The sequence below is a fragment of the Duganella sp. Root336D2 genome (assembly GCF_001425005.1).
In the GTDB taxonomy this organism is placed as follows: domain Bacteria; phylum Pseudomonadota; class Gammaproteobacteria; order Burkholderiales; family Burkholderiaceae_D; genus Rugamonas.
Map to the genome: position 1 here is coordinate 41,076 of NZ_LMDB01000038.1, position 15,442 is coordinate 56,517.

Below are 15,442 nucleotides of genomic sequence, written 5' to 3' on the forward strand. Positions count from 1 at the left end.
GGACATGAAAAGGGCGGCCGCGCAAGCAGGCTGCCCTTTTTTGTTATTCTCCTGACTTTTTCCCTGAGCAGCAATGAGCGATACCCCAAGCACCTCCGGAATCCAGCTGCGCAACCGGCGCGGCGCACTGGCCGAGACGGTCGAGTTGCTGTCTTCGATGCGGTTCGCGATCGCACTGTTCGTGGTGATCATCTTCGCCGCCATCATCGGCACCATCGTGCAGCAAAGCCAGCCGATGCCGAACTACATCAACCAGTTTGGGCCGTTCTGGTTCGAAGTGTTCAATAAACTGGGACTGTACGCGATTTACTCGTCGTGGTGGTTTGTTTCCATGTGCGGCTTGCTGGTCGTGTCGACCTCGCTGTGCATCGTGCACAATACGCCGAAGATGCTGAAGGATATGCGTAGCTGGCGCGAGAAGGTACGCGAGGCTTCGCTGAACAATTTCCACCATAAGGCGCACTGGCAGTCGCCGCTGTCGCGCGAACAGCTGGCGGGCCAGACTGCCCAGCGCCTGGGCCATGCCGGCTACGGCACCAAGGTCATTGAAAAAGACGGCGCCATCCTGGTCTCGGCCAAACGCGGTGCCGGCAACAAGTTCGGCTATATCTTTGCCCACAGCGCCATCGTCATCATCCTGGTTGGCGGCATGCTCGACTCCGACCTGCCGATCCGCTTCCAGCAATGGGTGCTGGGCAAGACCGCCTTCGGCGGTACCGGCCTGATTGCCGACATCCCGGCCCAGCATCGCCTTGGCGTGCACAACCCGACTTACCGCGGCAATATTGCACTGCCGGAAGGCACGGCCGGCAATACCGCCATCCTGTCGCGCCCGGACGGCGTACTGATCCAGGAACTGCCATTCACCATCCAGCTCAAGAAATTCGATATCGACTTCTACAGCACCGGCATGCCGAAGCTGTTCGCCAGCCACGTGACGGTGCGTTCCAACGAGAGCGGCAAGACCGTCGACGCGGTGGTCGAGGTCAACAAGCCGCTGATCTTTGAAGGCGTGGCGATTTACCAGTCTTCCTTCGAAGATGGCGGCAGCAAGCTGAAGCTGCTCGGCCACCCGATGAAGGGCACCGCCACCACCACTTTCGGCCTGGATGGCGAAGTCAACGGCACCACCAAGCTGAGCGACGAATACACGGTGGAGTGGAGCGACTTCCGGCCCTTCAACGTGGAAAACATCAGCGGCCAGGACGCGCGTGCGGTCACCAAGGGCGAAAGCCTGAATGAATCGTTCTCGCGCAGCCTGGACAAGCAGCTGGGCTCGGCCGCCAAGACCGCCAACAACAAGGACTTGAAGAACGTCGGCCCCTCGGTGCAATACAAGCTGCGCGACAAGACCGGACAGGCGCGCGAATACCAGAACTATATGCAGCCGGTGACCATCGAAGGCGATACCGTCTTCCTGGCCGGCGTGCGCGCCAATCCGTCCGATCCGTTCAGCTACCTGCGCATTCCGGCCGACGACGAACATAGCGTGCGGGAGTGGATGCGCCTGCGCGCCGCCCTGCAAGACCCGCTGCTGCGCCAGAAAGCTGCCGCAGGCTACGCGGCACGCGCCATGCCTCAATCGAAGGCTGGCGATGCCTTGCGCGGCCAACTGGAAGCCTCGGCCCTGAAGGGGCTGGAGATCTTCGCCGGCGACACCAACGGCGCCGGCTTCTTCGCCATTAGCCGCTTCCTGGAAAAGGTGCCGCAGGCCGAGCAGACCAAGGCTGCCGAAATCTTCCTGAAGATCCTGAATGGCTCGATGTGGGAACTGTGGCAAGCGGCCCGCGCCCAGGATGGCAAGCCGGCTGCCACGATGGATGAAGCCCACGGCCGTTTCCTGCAGCTGGCCACCAATGCGTTGTCGGACAGCTTCTTCTACGGCGCCCCGGTCTACCTGCAGCTCGACGAATTCACCCAGGTCAAGGCATCGGTATTCCAGGTTACCCGCTCGCCGGGCAAAACCATCGTGTACCTCGGCTGCCTGCTGCTGGTGCTGGGCGTGTTCGCGATGTTCTATATCCGCGAGCGCCGGGTCTGGGTGTGGATCAAGGATGGCGAAGGCGGTGCCGCGGCCCTCATGGCCATGAGCACCCAGCGCAAGACGCTGGACTTTGAACAGGAATTTAAGGAACTCAAGGAAAAACTTCCGCAAACGGCGTAAGCTGTTGCCAAGTTTTGGAGAATCGCAAATGGAAGCAATACAAACCTATACCCAGCAACCCGGCTATTTCAAGCGCCTCAACGCGTTCGACTGGCTGTTTGCATTGGTCCTGTGCGCAGGGGCGCTGTACGCCTTTAACCGCTTCGGCGCCTATATGGACGTCTACGAGAAGGGCATCCTGCTGGCGTCGGCACCGGTGTTTGCCGCGCTGGGCTGGTATTGGAAGCCTGTGCGCTGGCTGATGCCGCTGTCGTTTGCGCTGGCGTTGTGGGCAGTCAGCCTGTACGGCGGCGACCTGGCGGCAGCGGACAAGCGCTTCTTCCTCAAATACATGCTGTCGAGCCAGTCGGCCATCCTGTGGATGAGCACCATGTTCGTCCTGTCCACCCTGTTCTACTGGGGCGGGCTGGTGGCGCGTTCCGACTTCGGCGGGGCGATTGGCTCCAGGCTGTGCTGGGCCGGTATCGTGCTGGGGGTGACCGGCATGCTGGTACGCTGGTACGAGTCTTACCTGATCGGTACCGACGTCGGCCATATCCCGATTTCCAACCTGTACGAAGTATTCATCCTGTTCTCGCTGATCACCGCGATGTTCTACCTGTACTACGAAGAGCATTATAAGACCCGCACCCTGGGGCCCTTCGTGCTGCTGGTAATTTCGGCCGCAGTCGGCTTCCTGTTGTGGTACACCGTGGCGCGTGGCGCGTCGGAGATCCAGCCGCTGGTACCTGCCCTGCAAAGCTGGTGGATGAAGATCCACGTGCCGGCCAACTTCATTGGCTACGGCACTTTTGCGCTGGCTGCAATGGTGGCCTCGGCTTACCTGCTCAAATCGCACGGTCTGCTGGAGGACCGCCTGCCTTCGCTCGAAGTGCTGGACGACGTGATGTACAAGGCGATCTCGATCGGCTTCGCCTTCTTCACCATCGCCACCATCCTCGGCGCCCTGTGGGCGGCGGAAGCCTGGGGCGGCTACTGGTCCTGGGACCCGAAGGAAACCTGGGCCCTGATCGTCTGGCTGAACTATGCGGCTTGGCTGCACATGCGCCTGATGTCGGGCCTGCGCGGCCGCCCGGCGGCGTGGTGGGCCCTGGTCGGCCTGCTGGTCACCACCTTCGCCTTCCTCGGCGTGAACATGTTCCTCTCCGGCCTGCATTCCTACGGAAGGTTGTAAACTGGAGACTGTCGTGAAGCGCGCAGTTGCGACTGCACTCGCTGCCAAAAAATAGGACTTGAATGGGGACGAGGATAATTACAACGATAATGTTTTTATCAATTGTCCATTCGACGAAGAATTTAAGCCGCTCCAGAATGCGATGGTGTTTGCCATCTTCGATTGTGGATTTGTGCCGCGCTGTGCGCTGGAAGAGAACGACGGGGCAGACATCCGGCTGGACAAAATTAAGAGGTTAATCCAGTCCTCCAGGTATGGCGTGCACGATATTTCGCGGACCGAATTGGATCCTGCCAACAGTCTTCCGCGTTTCAACATGCCCCTCGAACTGGGTTTGTTCTTAGGTGCGCGGCAGTATGGATGAGCGTGTGCTGATCCGACATGTTCGAGATTGGCTGAATGACGCTTCTCGTAGGAAGACAATACCCGGAGGGACGGCTATAGCGCAAAGATACCGCCAATTCTTGGGGGATTTGCCTTCCATGTGCGACGAAGCGCAGTTGACGCCAGAAGAACTGACGTTTAATGACTATTGCGTTTTCGTGTCGGAGTGGCTGAAGGCGCGTGGCTAGCTTTAATATCGGCTTCAGCAAACTGGTGTAAGGTTTGGCTATTACCTTGCACCAGTTGGAGCCGACCATGCTGATTCTCCCTTCCGAAATCACGCCGCGCGAAGTTTTCGAGTCGCGCCGCAAGTTCATCAAGCTGGCTGCTGCCGGCGCCATCCTCGGGCCCGAACTGGTGCAAGCGGCCACTCTTCCGTCCAAGCTGAATCCTGCTTATACCGTGATGGAAAAGCAGACCTCGCGCAAGGACGCCACCAGCTATAACAACTTCTATGAATTCGGCACCGACAAGTCCGACCCGGCGGAGAATGCGCACACGCTGCGCACGCGTCCCTGGACCGTGCAGATCGAAGGCGAAGTCAAAAAGCCGATGACGCTGGACATCGACAGCCTGCTCAAGCTGGCGCCGCTGGAAGAACGCATCTATCGCCTGCGCTGCGTTGAAGGCTGGTCGATGGTGATCCCGTGGATCGGCTATTCGTTCTCCGAATTGATCAAGAAGGTCGAGCCGACCAACAATGCCAAGTTCGTCGAGTTCGTCACCCTGGCCGACCATAACCAGATGCCGGGCGTGCGCAGCCGCGTGCTGGACTGGCCTTATGTGGAAGGCTTGCGTATCGACGAAGCCAATCACCCGCTGGCGCTACTCACGCTGGGCATGTATGGCGACGTGCTGCCGAACCAGAATGGCGCGCCGGTGCGCATGGTAGTGCCGTGGAAGTACGGCTTCAAATCCGCCAAGTCGATCGTGAAGATCCGCTTCGTGCGCGACATGCCGCGTACCTCATGGAATAAGTCGGCGCCCAGTGAATACGGCTTCTATTCGAACGTGAATCCGGACGTCGACCACCCGCGCTGGTCGCAGGCCAGCGAGCGCCGCATCGGCGAAGACGGCTTCTTTACCAAGAAGCGCAAGACGCTGATGTTCAACGGCTATCCGGAAGTGGCCTCGCTGTACACCGGCATGGATTTGAAGAAGTTCTACTGATGGCCTTTACCCCGACACCGCGCCAGCTGACGGCGATCAAATCCACCGCCTTCATGCTGGCGCTGGTGCCGTTCTTCGCGCTGGTCTACCTGGTCGCGACCGACCAGCTGGTCGAGCCGCTGCAATACATCACGCGCAACACCGGCTCGTGGACCTTGTACTTCCTGTGCATTACGCTGGCGGTCACGCCGCTGCGCCGTTTGTCGGGCTGGAACTGGCTGCTCAAGTTGCGCCGCATGATGGGCTTGTACGCCTTCTTCTATGCGCTGCTGCACTTCACCACGTTCCTGTGGTTCGATCACTTCTTCGACGTGCAGGAGATGCTGAAGGATGTCGCCAAGCGGCCTTTTATCACCGTCGGCTTTACTGCGTTTGTGCTGCTGGTGCCGCTGGCCGTGACCAGCACCAACGGCATGGTACGCCGCCTCGGCGGCAAACGCTGGCAATTGCTGCATAAGCTGGTGTACGTGATTGCGCCGCTTGGCATCCTGCACTTCTGGTGGATGCGGGCAGGAAAGCACGACTTCAACAAGCCGATCCTGTTTGGGCTGATCGTATTGGTTCTGCTGGGGATGCGCGCCTGGTGGGCACGCAGTAAGACGGCCGCCGCTTCTGCCGCTGTCGCACCGCGCCGCTGAGGTTTGAAATTCGGTGCCACAATTCGGTGCCAGGTCTGTCATTTGGACAGGTAGCGCTCACGCTTGATAAATCTCAAGACGCAAAATCCGGCATTTTTACGTATTGAGAATTATCAAACAATCAGCTTGCGTGTCCAAATGACAGACCTGGCACCGAATCTTTGGCACCGAATCTTGGCACCCTTCTGCCGCCGTCGCACCGCGCCGCCGAGGTTTGGATGGGACGGCGCTGGCTGCCGCCCCGGAGGGAGAATTACTTGATCACCGATTCCAGCGCGAACAGGTCGGCTGGATTTTCGCGTTGGCGTACGACGTGGACCTGGTCGCCGTCGACGATCAGCTCCACGGCGCGGCCGCGGGTGTTGTAGTTGGAGGCCATGGTCATGCCGTAGGCGCCGGCGGTCTTCATCACCAGCAGGTCGCCGGCGTCGACGCTCAGCTCGCGGTCGCGGGCCAGCCAGTCGCCGGATTCGCAGATCGGGCCGACCACGTCGAACATGGCAGCAGCGGCATCCTTGCGCAGCACCGGCTGCATATCCATCCAGGCCTGGTACATTGCCGGACGCGCCATATCGTTCATGGCGGCGTCGACGATGCAGAAGTTCTTCTCTTCGCCGTGCTTGATGAATTCCACGCGGGTCAGCAGCACGCCGGCATTGCCGACGATGGAGCGGCCAGGTTCGAAAATCACTTTGATCGGTGCGCCGCCGTGCTGTTCCGTGCGCCAGGCGTCGATGCGCTTGAACAGGCGTGCCAGGTAGTCGCCGACCGGCACCGGTGCGCCGTCGCCGTAGTCGATGCCGAGGCCGCCGCCGATGTCCAGGTGGTGCAGGTGGATCCCTTCGGCGCCCAGCGCATCGATCAGTTCAATCAGCTTGTCCAGCGCTTCCAGCAGCGGCGCGTCGTCCAGCAGCTGCGAGCCGATATGGCAGTCGATGCCCGACACGTCCAGGTGCGCCAGCTTGGCGGCGGTGCGGTAGGTTTCCAGCGCTTCGTCAAAGGCTACGCCGAACTTGCTGGCTTTCAGGCCGGTGGCGATGTAGGGGTGGGTCTTGGCGTCCACGTTCGGGTTGACGCGCAGCGAGATGCGCGCCTTCTTGCCCATGCTGCCTGCCACTTCGTTCAGGCGGTGCAGTTCGGGGATCGATTCGACGTTGAAGCACAGGATGTCGTGTTCGAGTGCCAGGCGCATTTCTTCCACGCTCTTGCCGACGCCGGAGAAGATCACTTTCTTCGGGTCGCCGCCGGCGGCAATCACGCGCAGCAGTTCGCCGCCCGACACGATGTCGAAACCGGCGCCGCGGCGGGCCAGCAGGTCGAGGATGGCGAGGTTGGAATTGGCCTTCATCGCATAGCACACCAGCGCGTCGCGGCCGGCGCAGGCATTGGCGTAGGCGTCGAAGTTCGCTATGAGCTGGGATTTGGAATAGACGTAGGCCGGGGTGCCGTATTGTTCTGCGATAGTGTCGAGCGCAACGCCTTCGGCGTGCAGCACGCCGTTCTGGTATTCGAAGTGGGACATAAGCTTACTGTTGGGATGCTGGTGGTGTGGAGGGAACCGGAGCCGCCGGTGGCGCCACGCCCGGTTTCGCCTCGGTGGCGGGCTTGGCGGGACGCTTTGGCATATAGAGGGGGCCGGTTTGGCCGCATCCGGCCAACAGGGCTGCCATTGTAAGGACAGCAAGTGCGATTGGGGACTTCACGATTAGAATAGGGGCTTGATAGGAATCTTGGAGTGTAGCATGACCGAATCGGAATTTTTGGACCTGGCCGAAGCGACCCTGGATGCGATCGAGGCATCGCTGGACCGCCTGTGCGCGCAGGATATGGTGGACGTGGAGTGCAGCCGCAGCGGCAATGTGCTGGAGATCGAGTTCGTCGAAAACGGATCGAAGGTGATCATCAACTCGCAGGCCCCGATGCAGGAGCTGTGGGTGGCGGCGCGTTCGGGCGGCTTCCACTATCGCCAGGTGGCGGGCAAATGGACGGATACGCGGCGCGGGACGGAATTGTATGCGGCGCTGTCGGAGATTGTGACGGAGCAGGGTGGGGCGCCGGTGGTGGTGGCGCCGTAGACGGCAAACCCGTGTCAGACCCGCAGGGCGTGACACTCGGCCAGCCCCGTCGCGTGACGGGGCCGATTCAGGTTTAGCGGTTTAGAACAACTCGTTCTTGACGGCGTCCTTCTGCTTCTCCTCGGCCGGCGTGCCACGGGTCGCGCCTTCCAGGCTGTCGATCCCCACGCCCGGCGGGTTCTCCGCATAGTAGTACTCGCCATCCTGAGCGATGATGCCCTGCGGAATCGTCCTTTCCTCGACCGGAATACTCTTGAGCGCCTTGCCCATATAGCTGATCCAGATCGGCAGGGCCAGGCCGCCGCCGGTTTCCTTGTTGCCAAGGTTCTTCGGCTGGTCAAAGCCGATCCATGCAATGCCCACCAGCTTGGCCTGGTAGCCGGCAAACCAGGCATCGATCGAATCGTTGGTGGTACCGGTCTTGCCCGCGATGTCAGGGCGTTTCAGCGACAGTGCGCGGGTCGCGGTACCAAAGCGCACTACGTCCTTCAGCATCGAATCCATCAGGAAGGCATTGCGCTCGTCGATCACGCGGTTCTTTTCGTCGCCGGCCTTGTCCGGGCTGGCCTGCGACAGCACCTTGCCGTTGGCGTCGGTCACCTTGGCAATCAGGTAAGGCGAGATCTTGTAGCCGCCGTTGGCGAATACCGCATAGGCGCCGGCCATCTGCATCGGCGTCACGCCGCCGGCGCCCAGTGCCAGCGTCAGGTACGGCGGGTTGCGCTCGGAGTCGAAGCCGAATCGGGTGGTGTATTCCTGGCCGTACTTGGCGCCGATGCGGTGCAGGATGCGGATCGAGACCATGTTTTTCGACTTGGTCAGGCCGCGCCGCATGGTCATCGGGCCTTCATACTTGCCGTCGTAGTTCTTCGGCTCCCAGGCCTGGCCGCCGGTCTGGCCGGCGTCGAAGGAGATCGGGGCGTCGTTGATCATGGTTGCCGGCGACAGGCCGCGTTCCAGCGAGGCTGAGTAGATGAAAGGCTTGAACGAGGAACCCGGCTGGCGCCAGGCCTGCGTCACGTGGTTGAACTTGTTGCGGTTGTAATCGAAGCCGCCCACCATGGCCTTGATCGCGCCATCTTCGGTGCTGGCCGAGACGAAAGCCGATTCCACTTCCGGCATCTGGGTGACCAGCCAGTCCTTGTCATCCTGCATGACGCGGATCACGGCGCCGCGGCGGATGCGCTTGTTCGGCGGGTTCTTGTCCGAAAGCCAGCTCTTGCCCATGGCCAGGCCGGCGCCCTTGATGGTGATTTCCTCGCCGGAGGCGGTAACGGCCACCACCTTGTCGGCAGCGGCGCTCAATACCATCGCAGCCACGATATTGTCGCTGTCCGGATGCTCGGCCAGTTCGGTTTCCACGATTTCGTCGGCTTCGGATTTATTCGACGGCAAGTCGACATACGATTCCGGGCCGCGGTATGGGTGGCGCTTTTCATATTCCATCACGCCGCTGCGCAGCGCGAGGTAGGCCGCATCCTGGTCGGCCTTGGTAATCGTGGTGAAAACGTTCAGGCCGCGCGTGTAAGTCTCCTCCTTGAACTGCTCGTAGACCAGCTGGCGCGCCATTTCCGCAACATATTCGGCATGAACACCAAACGCGCTGCTGTCTGTTTTGACTTTTAACTGCTCATTCTTCGCCGCCTCATACTGTGCGGGCGTAATATAGCCAAGCTGGGCCATGCGTTGCAGGATGTACTGCTGGCGCACCTTGGCGCGCTTCGGGTTGACCACCGGGTTGTAGGCCGAAGGCGCTTTGGGCAGGCCGGCCAGCATGGCCGCTTCGGCCACGCTAATGTCTTTCAGGTTCTTGCCGAAATAGATTTGAGCGGCCGAAGCAAAGCCGTAGGCCCGCTGCCCCAGGTAGATCTGGTTCATGTAGACCTCCAGGATCTGGTCCTTGGTCAGGTTCTGCTCGATCTTCCAGGCCAGCAGCGCTTCATAGGCCTTGCGCTTGAACGTCTGCTCGCTGGAGAGGAAGAAGTTGCGCGCTACCTGCTGCGTGATGGTGGACGCTCCCTGGCGGGCGCCGCCGGTCGCGTTGTGGACCGCCGCGCGCAGGATGCCCCAGTAGTCGACGCCGCCGTGTTCATAGAAGTTGCTGTCTTCAATTGCCAGCACCGACTTCTTCATGACCTCGGGGATGTCTTTGATATGCACCAGGTTGCGGCGCTCTTCGCCGAACTCGCCGAGCAGCACATTGTCGGCCGAGTAAATACGCAGCGGTATTTTCGGACGGTAGTCGGTAATGGTATCGAGCGAGGGCAGGTTCGGGTAAGCCAGCGCCAGGCCGAATACCACCAGCAGCACGCCGGCCAGGATCAGGCCCAGCAAAGAAATCAGGGCCATCAGCAGAAAACCCTTCGGCGATTTTTTAGCCGTGGTTTCGTGGTTGTTTGCAGTCATACGGAGCTTCGCTAAGTTTTATGCAAGGCATTATAAATGAGGCTCCCGGCCCTTGAGCGCACGTGATATCCGGAAATATTGGTTGTGGGCAACAAGGCAACTTAGTTTATTGATATGCCATTAATTGCAACATCGGGTGTGGCAAATCCCTCACAAAACATTAATGGTGCACTGGAGAAATACCTTTACACGGCGCTGACAATGTTGCTAGCATCTAATGTACTGTCTCATGTTTGCGGTCTAAACACGGGTTTTTAAACGAATTTGGATATGTAAATGTCTATGGAGTTGTCAGGAGTGCATCCATGCCATTGGACTTGAAAGCCCTGTTTGGCGGCGCCCAAGGCCCGCTGGTTGGCTTAGATATCAGCACCTCGAGTGTGCGCTTGGTGGAATTGTCCGATGCGGGCAAGGACGGCATGCGCCTTGAGCGGTGCGCCTCTGAGCCACTACCGCGCGGCGCTGTCGCCGACGGCAATATTGAAAATATGGAGCAAGTGGTCGAGGCGGTGCGCCGCCTGGTCAAGAAAAGCGGCACGCGCGCCAAGAATGTCGCGCTGGGCATGCCGCCTGCTTCCGTCATCACAAAGAAAATCATTCTGCCAGCCGGTATGTCGGAGCAGCAGCTGGAACTGCAGGTCGAGTCCGAAGCTGCCCAGTACATCCCGTTCGCGCTGGACGAGGTGAGCCTGGACTTCGACGTGATCGGACCGGTTGCCAATTCGCTCGAGGACATCGAGGTGATGCTGGCAGCAGCGCGCCGCGAAAAAGTTGTCGACCGCGTGGCGATCGCTGAAGAAGCCGGCTTGAAAGCATCGGTGGTGGACGTCGAGTCCTACGCCGCGCGTGCCGCGCTGGACCACGTCACCTCCCAACTGCCAAATGGCGGCGCCGGGCAGGTGATCGCGCTGTTCCAGATCGGCGCCGTGTCGACACAGATTTCGGTGATGCTCGATGGCGCCACGATCTATGAACGCGAGCAGCCGTTTGGCGGCAATTCGCTGACCCAGGATATCGTGCGTTCTTACGGCCTGGCTTTTGAAGAGGCCGAGGCGCGCAAGAAGGCCGGCGACTTGCCGGAGAACTACCAGTCCGACGTGCTTGCACCGTGGCTGGAAGGCGCGGCGCTGGAAGTGACGCGCGCGATCCAGTTCTTCTTCACGTCGACGCCATTTACCAAGATCGACCAGATTTTCCTGGCGGGCGGCTGCGCCGTGTTGCCGGGTTTGCTGGACATGATCGCCAGCCGCACCCGTATTTCCAGCGCCGTCATTTCGCCGTTCAAAGGCATGCAGCTGGCGTCCGGCGTGCGTGAACAGGCCCTGCGCAGCGATGCGCCGGCATACCTGGTGGCCTGCGGCCTTGCCATGCGGAGGTTCGGCTGATGATACGTATTAACCTTCTCCCGCACCGGGAGGAAAAACGCGCGCTGCGCAAAAAAGCGTTCTACGCGATGCTTGGCATCGGCGCTGCAGCCGGCGCGGCGGTGGTACTGGTGGTGGGCGGCTACAACGCCCGGGCACTGTCGATCCAGTCGCTGCGCAACGGCGAGCTGCAAGGCGCCATCGTTGAACTGGACAAGAAAATCGTGGAAATCTCCACGCTGCGCCAGGAAATCGATGCGCTGAAGGCGCGCCAGCAGGCAGTGGAAGACCTGCAGGCTGACCGCAACCAGCCGGTGTACCTGATGGACGAACTGGTCAAGCAGACTCCGCCAGGCGTGTTCCTGAAGACGGTCAAGCAGGAAGGCCAGAAAGTCACGCTGACCGGCAGTGGCCAGTCGCAGGAACGGGTGTCCGAGCTGCTGCGCAACCTGTCCGGCAATTCGCCGTGGCTGGAGCGTCCGGAACTGGTGGAAGTCAAAGCCGGCACGATCGGCGGCAAGGACAAGGCGAGCGGCCGCGCCATCGTCGAGTTCCAGCTCTCGGTCATGATCAAGCGTCCACGCGACAAGGACGAAAACCCGGACGGCAAGCCGGGCGCCAAGCCAGGCGCCAATCCGAATGCCGCAGTCAAGTCCTGAGAACATAACCATGGCAACTGATTTGAAACAATTAGATGAGGTGCTCAAGGCCCAGTTCAGGAACCTGAACGGGGTGCACCCGGGCCTGTGGCCGATCCTGCCGCGCTTGCTGGTTACGCTGGGCGTGGCGGCGGTGGCAGTCGCTGCCGGCTACTTCCTCTACTGGCAGACGCAGTACGAGGAACTGGAAGCCGGCGCGCAGCAGGAGCAGAGGCTGCGTGAAGAGTACAAGCTGAAGATCGCCCAGGCGGTCAACCTGGAAGAACTGAAGCGCCAGAAAGAACAGGTCGACAAGTACGTGGTACAGATGGAGAAGCAACTGCCGGGCAAAGCTGAAATGGCGGCCCTGCTGTCGGACATCAACAATGCCGGTACCGGCCGCGGCCTGACCTTCGAACTGTTCAAGCCGAACCGGGTCGAAGTCAAGGACTACTACGCCGAACAGCCGATCGAATTGCGTGTCAACGGCAGCTACCATGACCTGGGCGCCTTCGCCGGCGACCTGGCAGGCATGGCGCGTATCGTCACGCTGAACAACATTTCGCTGGACATCAAGCCGCGCGAAGGCAAGGATTTGCCGGCCGGCGTGCTGCAGCTGAATGCCACTGCAAAAACCTTCCGCTATCTCGATCCGGAAGAAGTGGCTGAGCAGCGCAAAGCAGCCAACGAGAAGAAAAAGGGAGGTCAGAAGTAATGAAGAAGCTTGCCCCCCTCGCCTGCGCGCTGCTGCTGACCGCTTGCGGTGAGAGCGACGTCCAGCAGGTGCGTACCTGGATGAAGGAAACCGAAGTCCAGACCAAGCCGACCGTCAAGCCGCTGCAGGAGCCGAAAACCTTCGTGCCCTTCGCCTACGTGGCCGGCGATGTGCTCGATCCGTTCAATGCCAGCAAGCTGCTGGCCGAACTGGCCAAGAGCCGCGCCGGCAGCTCCCAGGCGCCGGACCAGAACCGCCGCAAGGAATTCCTCGAGAGTTTCCCGCTGGATGCCATGAAGATGGTCGGCACCATGGAAAAGAGCAATGTGATGAATGGCCTGGTGCAGATCGACCGCACCGTCTACCAGGTCAAGAAGGGACAGTACGTGGGACAGAATTATGGTTTGATCACCGCGGTCACGGATGACGCGATCACGGTGCGTGAAATTGTTCAGGATGCGGCCGGCGACTGGGTCGAGCGCATGTCGAAGCTGGAACTGCAGGAAAGTAAGGAGAGCTCCAAATGATCGCCATCAGAACCCTGAAGCGCTTGTGCCGCCAGGCTAGCGTAATGCTGGCACTGGCCGGCAGCGCAGCTGTTGCGCAGGCCCAAGGCAACGCGATCGAATCGATCACGGCCAACCAGCAAGGCAGCAATGTGATCGTGAAGATCGCAATGAAGGAAACGCCGCAAAAGCTGCCGATCGGCTTTGCCATCACCAATCCGTCCCGTATCGCGCTCGATTTCGGCCAGACCACCAATGCTACCGGCAAGACCAGCCAGGACCTGAACATGGGCGAACTGGCCAGCGTCAACGTGGTGCAAGCCGGTGACCGTTCGCGCCTGGTGTTCAACCTGAAGCGCACGCTGAACTACGCTACGGCGCTGGACGGCAAGAACGTGATCCTGACCATCGACGCTTCCGGCGGCGTGGCGCAGGCAGTCGATGCGCGCGGCCTGCCGGTGGTAGCCGCCAAGCCAGCGGTGCCGGCGCCTGCCGGCAAGCAGGCGCTGCGCGACATCGATTTCCGTCGCGGTAACGGCGGCGAAGGCCGCGTCGTGATCGACCTGCCGAACAACCAGGTCGCCGTCGACGTGCGCCAGACCCCGACCGGCGTGGTGGTGGACTTCCTCAAGACCACGGTGCCGGAAACCCTGCGCCGCCGCCTGGACGTGACCGACTTCGGTACGCCGGTGAACCGCATCACCACCGTGCCGCACGGCGACAACGTGCGCATGACCGTGGAGGCGCACGGCCTGTGGGAACAGAGCGTCTACCAGAGTGACACCCAGCTGATCGTCGACGTCAAGCCGATCAAGGAAGACCCGAACAAGCTGGTACAGGGCAGCCAGGGCTACCGCGGTGAAAAACTGTCGTTCAATTTCCAGAACGTGGAAGTGCGCGCAGCGCTGCAAGCGATTGCCGACATCTCGGGCCTGAACATCATCACCAGCGACAGCGTGCAGGGCAACCTGACCCTGCGCCTGAAGGAAGTGCCATGGGACCATGCGCTGGACGTGGTGCTGCAAGCCAAGGGCCTGGACATGCGCAAGAACGGCAACGTGCTGTGGATCGCGCCAAAAGAAGAACTGCTGACCAAGGAAAAGCTGGAACTGGAGCAGAAAGCCCAGATCGCCGACCTGGAGCCGCTGAAGTCCGAAATCTTCCAGCTGAACTACCAGAAGGCGGAAGCATTCAAGACCGTGTTCGGCATTGAAGGCGGCGGCGACACCAAGAACCGCATCCTGTCCAAACGCGGCAGCGCCATCATCGAAACCCGCACCAACCAGCTGTTCGTCACCGACATTGCGGCCAAGCTGGAAGAAGTGCGCAAGCTGATCCAGAAGACCGACGTCGCTACCAGGCAGGTGCTGATCGAAGCGCGTATCGTGGAAGCGTCCGATACCTTTACCCGTAACCTGGGCGCCAAGCTGGGCTTTGCCGACATGCGCGGCATCCGTGGCGGCGACGCCGGCTGGGGTGTCGGCAACGGCAACAACCGTGTCGGCCTGACCGGTAACATCACAGGCATGGGCCAGCAGCAGGGCATCGTGAAAGTGGACGATGGCCAGGGTTCCTACAACAACACCCAGTTCATCAACCTGCCTGCGCAATCGATCAATGGCGCCCAGGCTGGCAGCCTGGCGGTCAGCCTGTTCAACTCGGCGGCCAACCGCTTCCTGAACCTGGAACTGTCGGCCCTGGAAGCTGACGGCGCCGGCAAGATCATTTCCAGCCCGCGCGTGGTAACTGCCGACAAGGCGCCTGCCACCATCGAACAGGGTGTGGAACTGCCTTACCAGGTGGCCACTTCTTCCGGCGCGACCTCGATCGTGTTCCGCAAGGCCAACCTGAAACTGGACGTCATCCCGCAAATTACGCCGGACGGCAACGTGGTGCTGGAAGTCGATGTCAACAAAGACTCCGTGGGCCAGGAAACCCGCGCCGGTTTCGCGATCGACACCAAACACGTCAAGACCCAGGTGATGGTGGAGAACGGCGGCACCGTGGTGCTGGGCGGTATCTACCAGCAGACCGAGCGTAACGTCACCTCCAAGGTGCCGGTGCTGGGCGACGTGCCGATCCTGGGTAACCTGTTCAAGACGAATTCGCGTACCAATGACAAGACCGAACTGCTGGTCTTCATTACGCCAAAGATCGTTACCGACCGCCTCTCTGCGCGTTGAGACGAAAAATAGTGTTATCAGAATA

14 protein-coding genes are annotated in these 15,442 nt (G+C 60.7%); 11 read left to right on the plus strand and 3 right to left on the minus strand.

All coding sequences use genetic code 11. From position 1 onward, the window contains the following. The first annotated feature begins 73 nt into the window (after positions 1-73). From ASD07_RS26560 to ASD07_RS26580, 5 genes are all read left to right on the plus strand, one after another. Complete coding sequence (locus ASD07_RS26560; RefSeq protein WP_055937706.1) at positions 74-2,164, plus strand: cytochrome c biogenesis protein ResB; 2,091 nt, start codon at positions 74-76, stop codon at positions 2,162-2,164. A 28-nt stretch (positions 2,165-2,192) separates the two neighbouring features. After that, entirely contained in the window at positions 2,193-3,338 is a 1,146-nt protein-coding gene (ccsB, locus tag ASD07_RS26565) for a c-type cytochrome biogenesis protein CcsB (RefSeq protein ID WP_055937709.1), read from the plus strand. Between the two features lie 58 nt (positions 3,339-3,396). After that, positions 3,397-3,702 carry a hypothetical protein gene (locus tag ASD07_RS31505; RefSeq protein WP_055937712.1) on the plus strand — a complete coding sequence of 102 codons (306 nt, stop codon included), beginning with the start codon at positions 3,397-3,399 and terminating at the stop codon, positions 3,700-3,702. Positions 3,703-3,977: 275 nt separating this feature from the next. Next, a complete protein-coding gene (msrP, locus tag ASD07_RS26575; protein ID WP_055937715.1) occupies positions 3,978-4,892 on the plus strand; it encodes a protein-methionine-sulfoxide reductase catalytic subunit MsrP in 915 nt (304 codons plus the stop codon). Beyond that, positions 4,892-5,530, plus strand: coding sequence for a sulfite oxidase heme-binding subunit YedZ (locus ASD07_RS26580; protein WP_055937718.1), 639 nt, complete (start codon positions 4,892-4,894; stop codon positions 5,528-5,530). The genes msrP and ASD07_RS26580 overlap by 1 nt, the downstream gene beginning before the upstream one ends. Positions 5,531-5,783: 253 nt before the next feature. On the opposite strand, the gene lysA is transcribed toward ASD07_RS26580, so the two are convergent. Together lysA and ASD07_RS30495 are read right to left on the minus strand one after the other, a co-directional pair. Further along, positions 5,784-7,052, minus strand: a complete 1,269-nt coding sequence (gene lysA, locus ASD07_RS26585) for a diaminopimelate decarboxylase (RefSeq protein ID WP_055937722.1) — start codon at positions 7,050-7,052, stop codon at positions 5,784-5,786. Positions 7,053-7,056: 4 nt separating this feature from the next. Beyond that, positions 7,057-7,200, minus strand: a complete 144-nt coding sequence (locus ASD07_RS30495) for a lipoprotein (RefSeq protein WP_082507583.1) — start codon at positions 7,198-7,200, stop codon at positions 7,057-7,059. A gap of 72 nt (positions 7,201-7,272) precedes the next feature. Here ASD07_RS30495 and cyaY point away from each other — a divergent pair, with 72 nt between their 5' ends. After that, entirely contained in the window at positions 7,273-7,605 is a 333-nt protein-coding gene (gene cyaY / locus ASD07_RS26590) for an iron donor protein CyaY (protein ID WP_055937726.1), read from the plus strand. Positions 7,606-7,686: 81 nt separating this feature from the next. Here the strand turns inward: cyaY and ASD07_RS26595 are convergent, their stop codons facing one another. Further along, positions 7,687-9,954, minus strand: coding sequence for a penicillin-binding protein 1A (locus ASD07_RS26595; protein WP_229207316.1), 2,268 nt, complete (start codon positions 9,952-9,954; stop codon positions 7,687-7,689). A 362-nt stretch (positions 9,955-10,316) separates the two neighbouring features. Here ASD07_RS26595 and ASD07_RS26600 point away from each other — a divergent pair, with 362 nt between their 5' ends. Genes ASD07_RS26600 through pilQ form a run of 5 tightly spaced genes read left to right on the plus strand, consistent with a single transcriptional unit; the run spans position 10,317 to position 15,417 of the window. Continuing rightward, positions 10,317-11,396 carry a pilus assembly protein PilM gene (locus ASD07_RS26600; RefSeq protein ID WP_055937733.1) on the plus strand — a complete coding sequence of 360 codons (1,080 nt, stop codon included), beginning with the start codon at positions 10,317-10,319 and terminating at the stop codon, positions 11,394-11,396. Continuing rightward, positions 11,396-12,034, plus strand: a complete 639-nt coding sequence (locus ASD07_RS26605) for a PilN domain-containing protein (RefSeq protein ID WP_055937738.1) — start codon at positions 11,396-11,398, stop codon at positions 12,032-12,034. The genes ASD07_RS26600 and ASD07_RS26605 overlap by 1 nt, the downstream gene beginning before the upstream one ends. A 10-nt stretch (positions 12,035-12,044) precedes the next feature. After that, entirely contained in the window at positions 12,045-12,728 is a 684-nt protein-coding gene (locus ASD07_RS26610; RefSeq protein WP_055937741.1) for a type 4a pilus biogenesis protein PilO, read from the plus strand. Further along, positions 12,728-13,255, plus strand: coding sequence for a pilus assembly protein PilP (locus tag ASD07_RS26615; RefSeq protein ID WP_055937742.1), 528 nt, complete (start codon positions 12,728-12,730; stop codon positions 13,253-13,255). Before ASD07_RS26610 ends, ASD07_RS26615 begins: the two co-directional genes overlap by 1 nt. After that, the gene (pilQ, locus tag ASD07_RS26620; RefSeq protein ID WP_055937745.1) at positions 13,252-15,417 is read left to right on the plus strand and encodes a type IV pilus secretin PilQ; all 2,166 of its coding nucleotides are present in this window, start codon (positions 13,252-13,254) and stop codon (positions 15,415-15,417) included. Before ASD07_RS26615 ends, pilQ begins: the two co-directional genes overlap by 4 nt. Positions 15,418-15,442 lie beyond the last annotated feature (25 nt).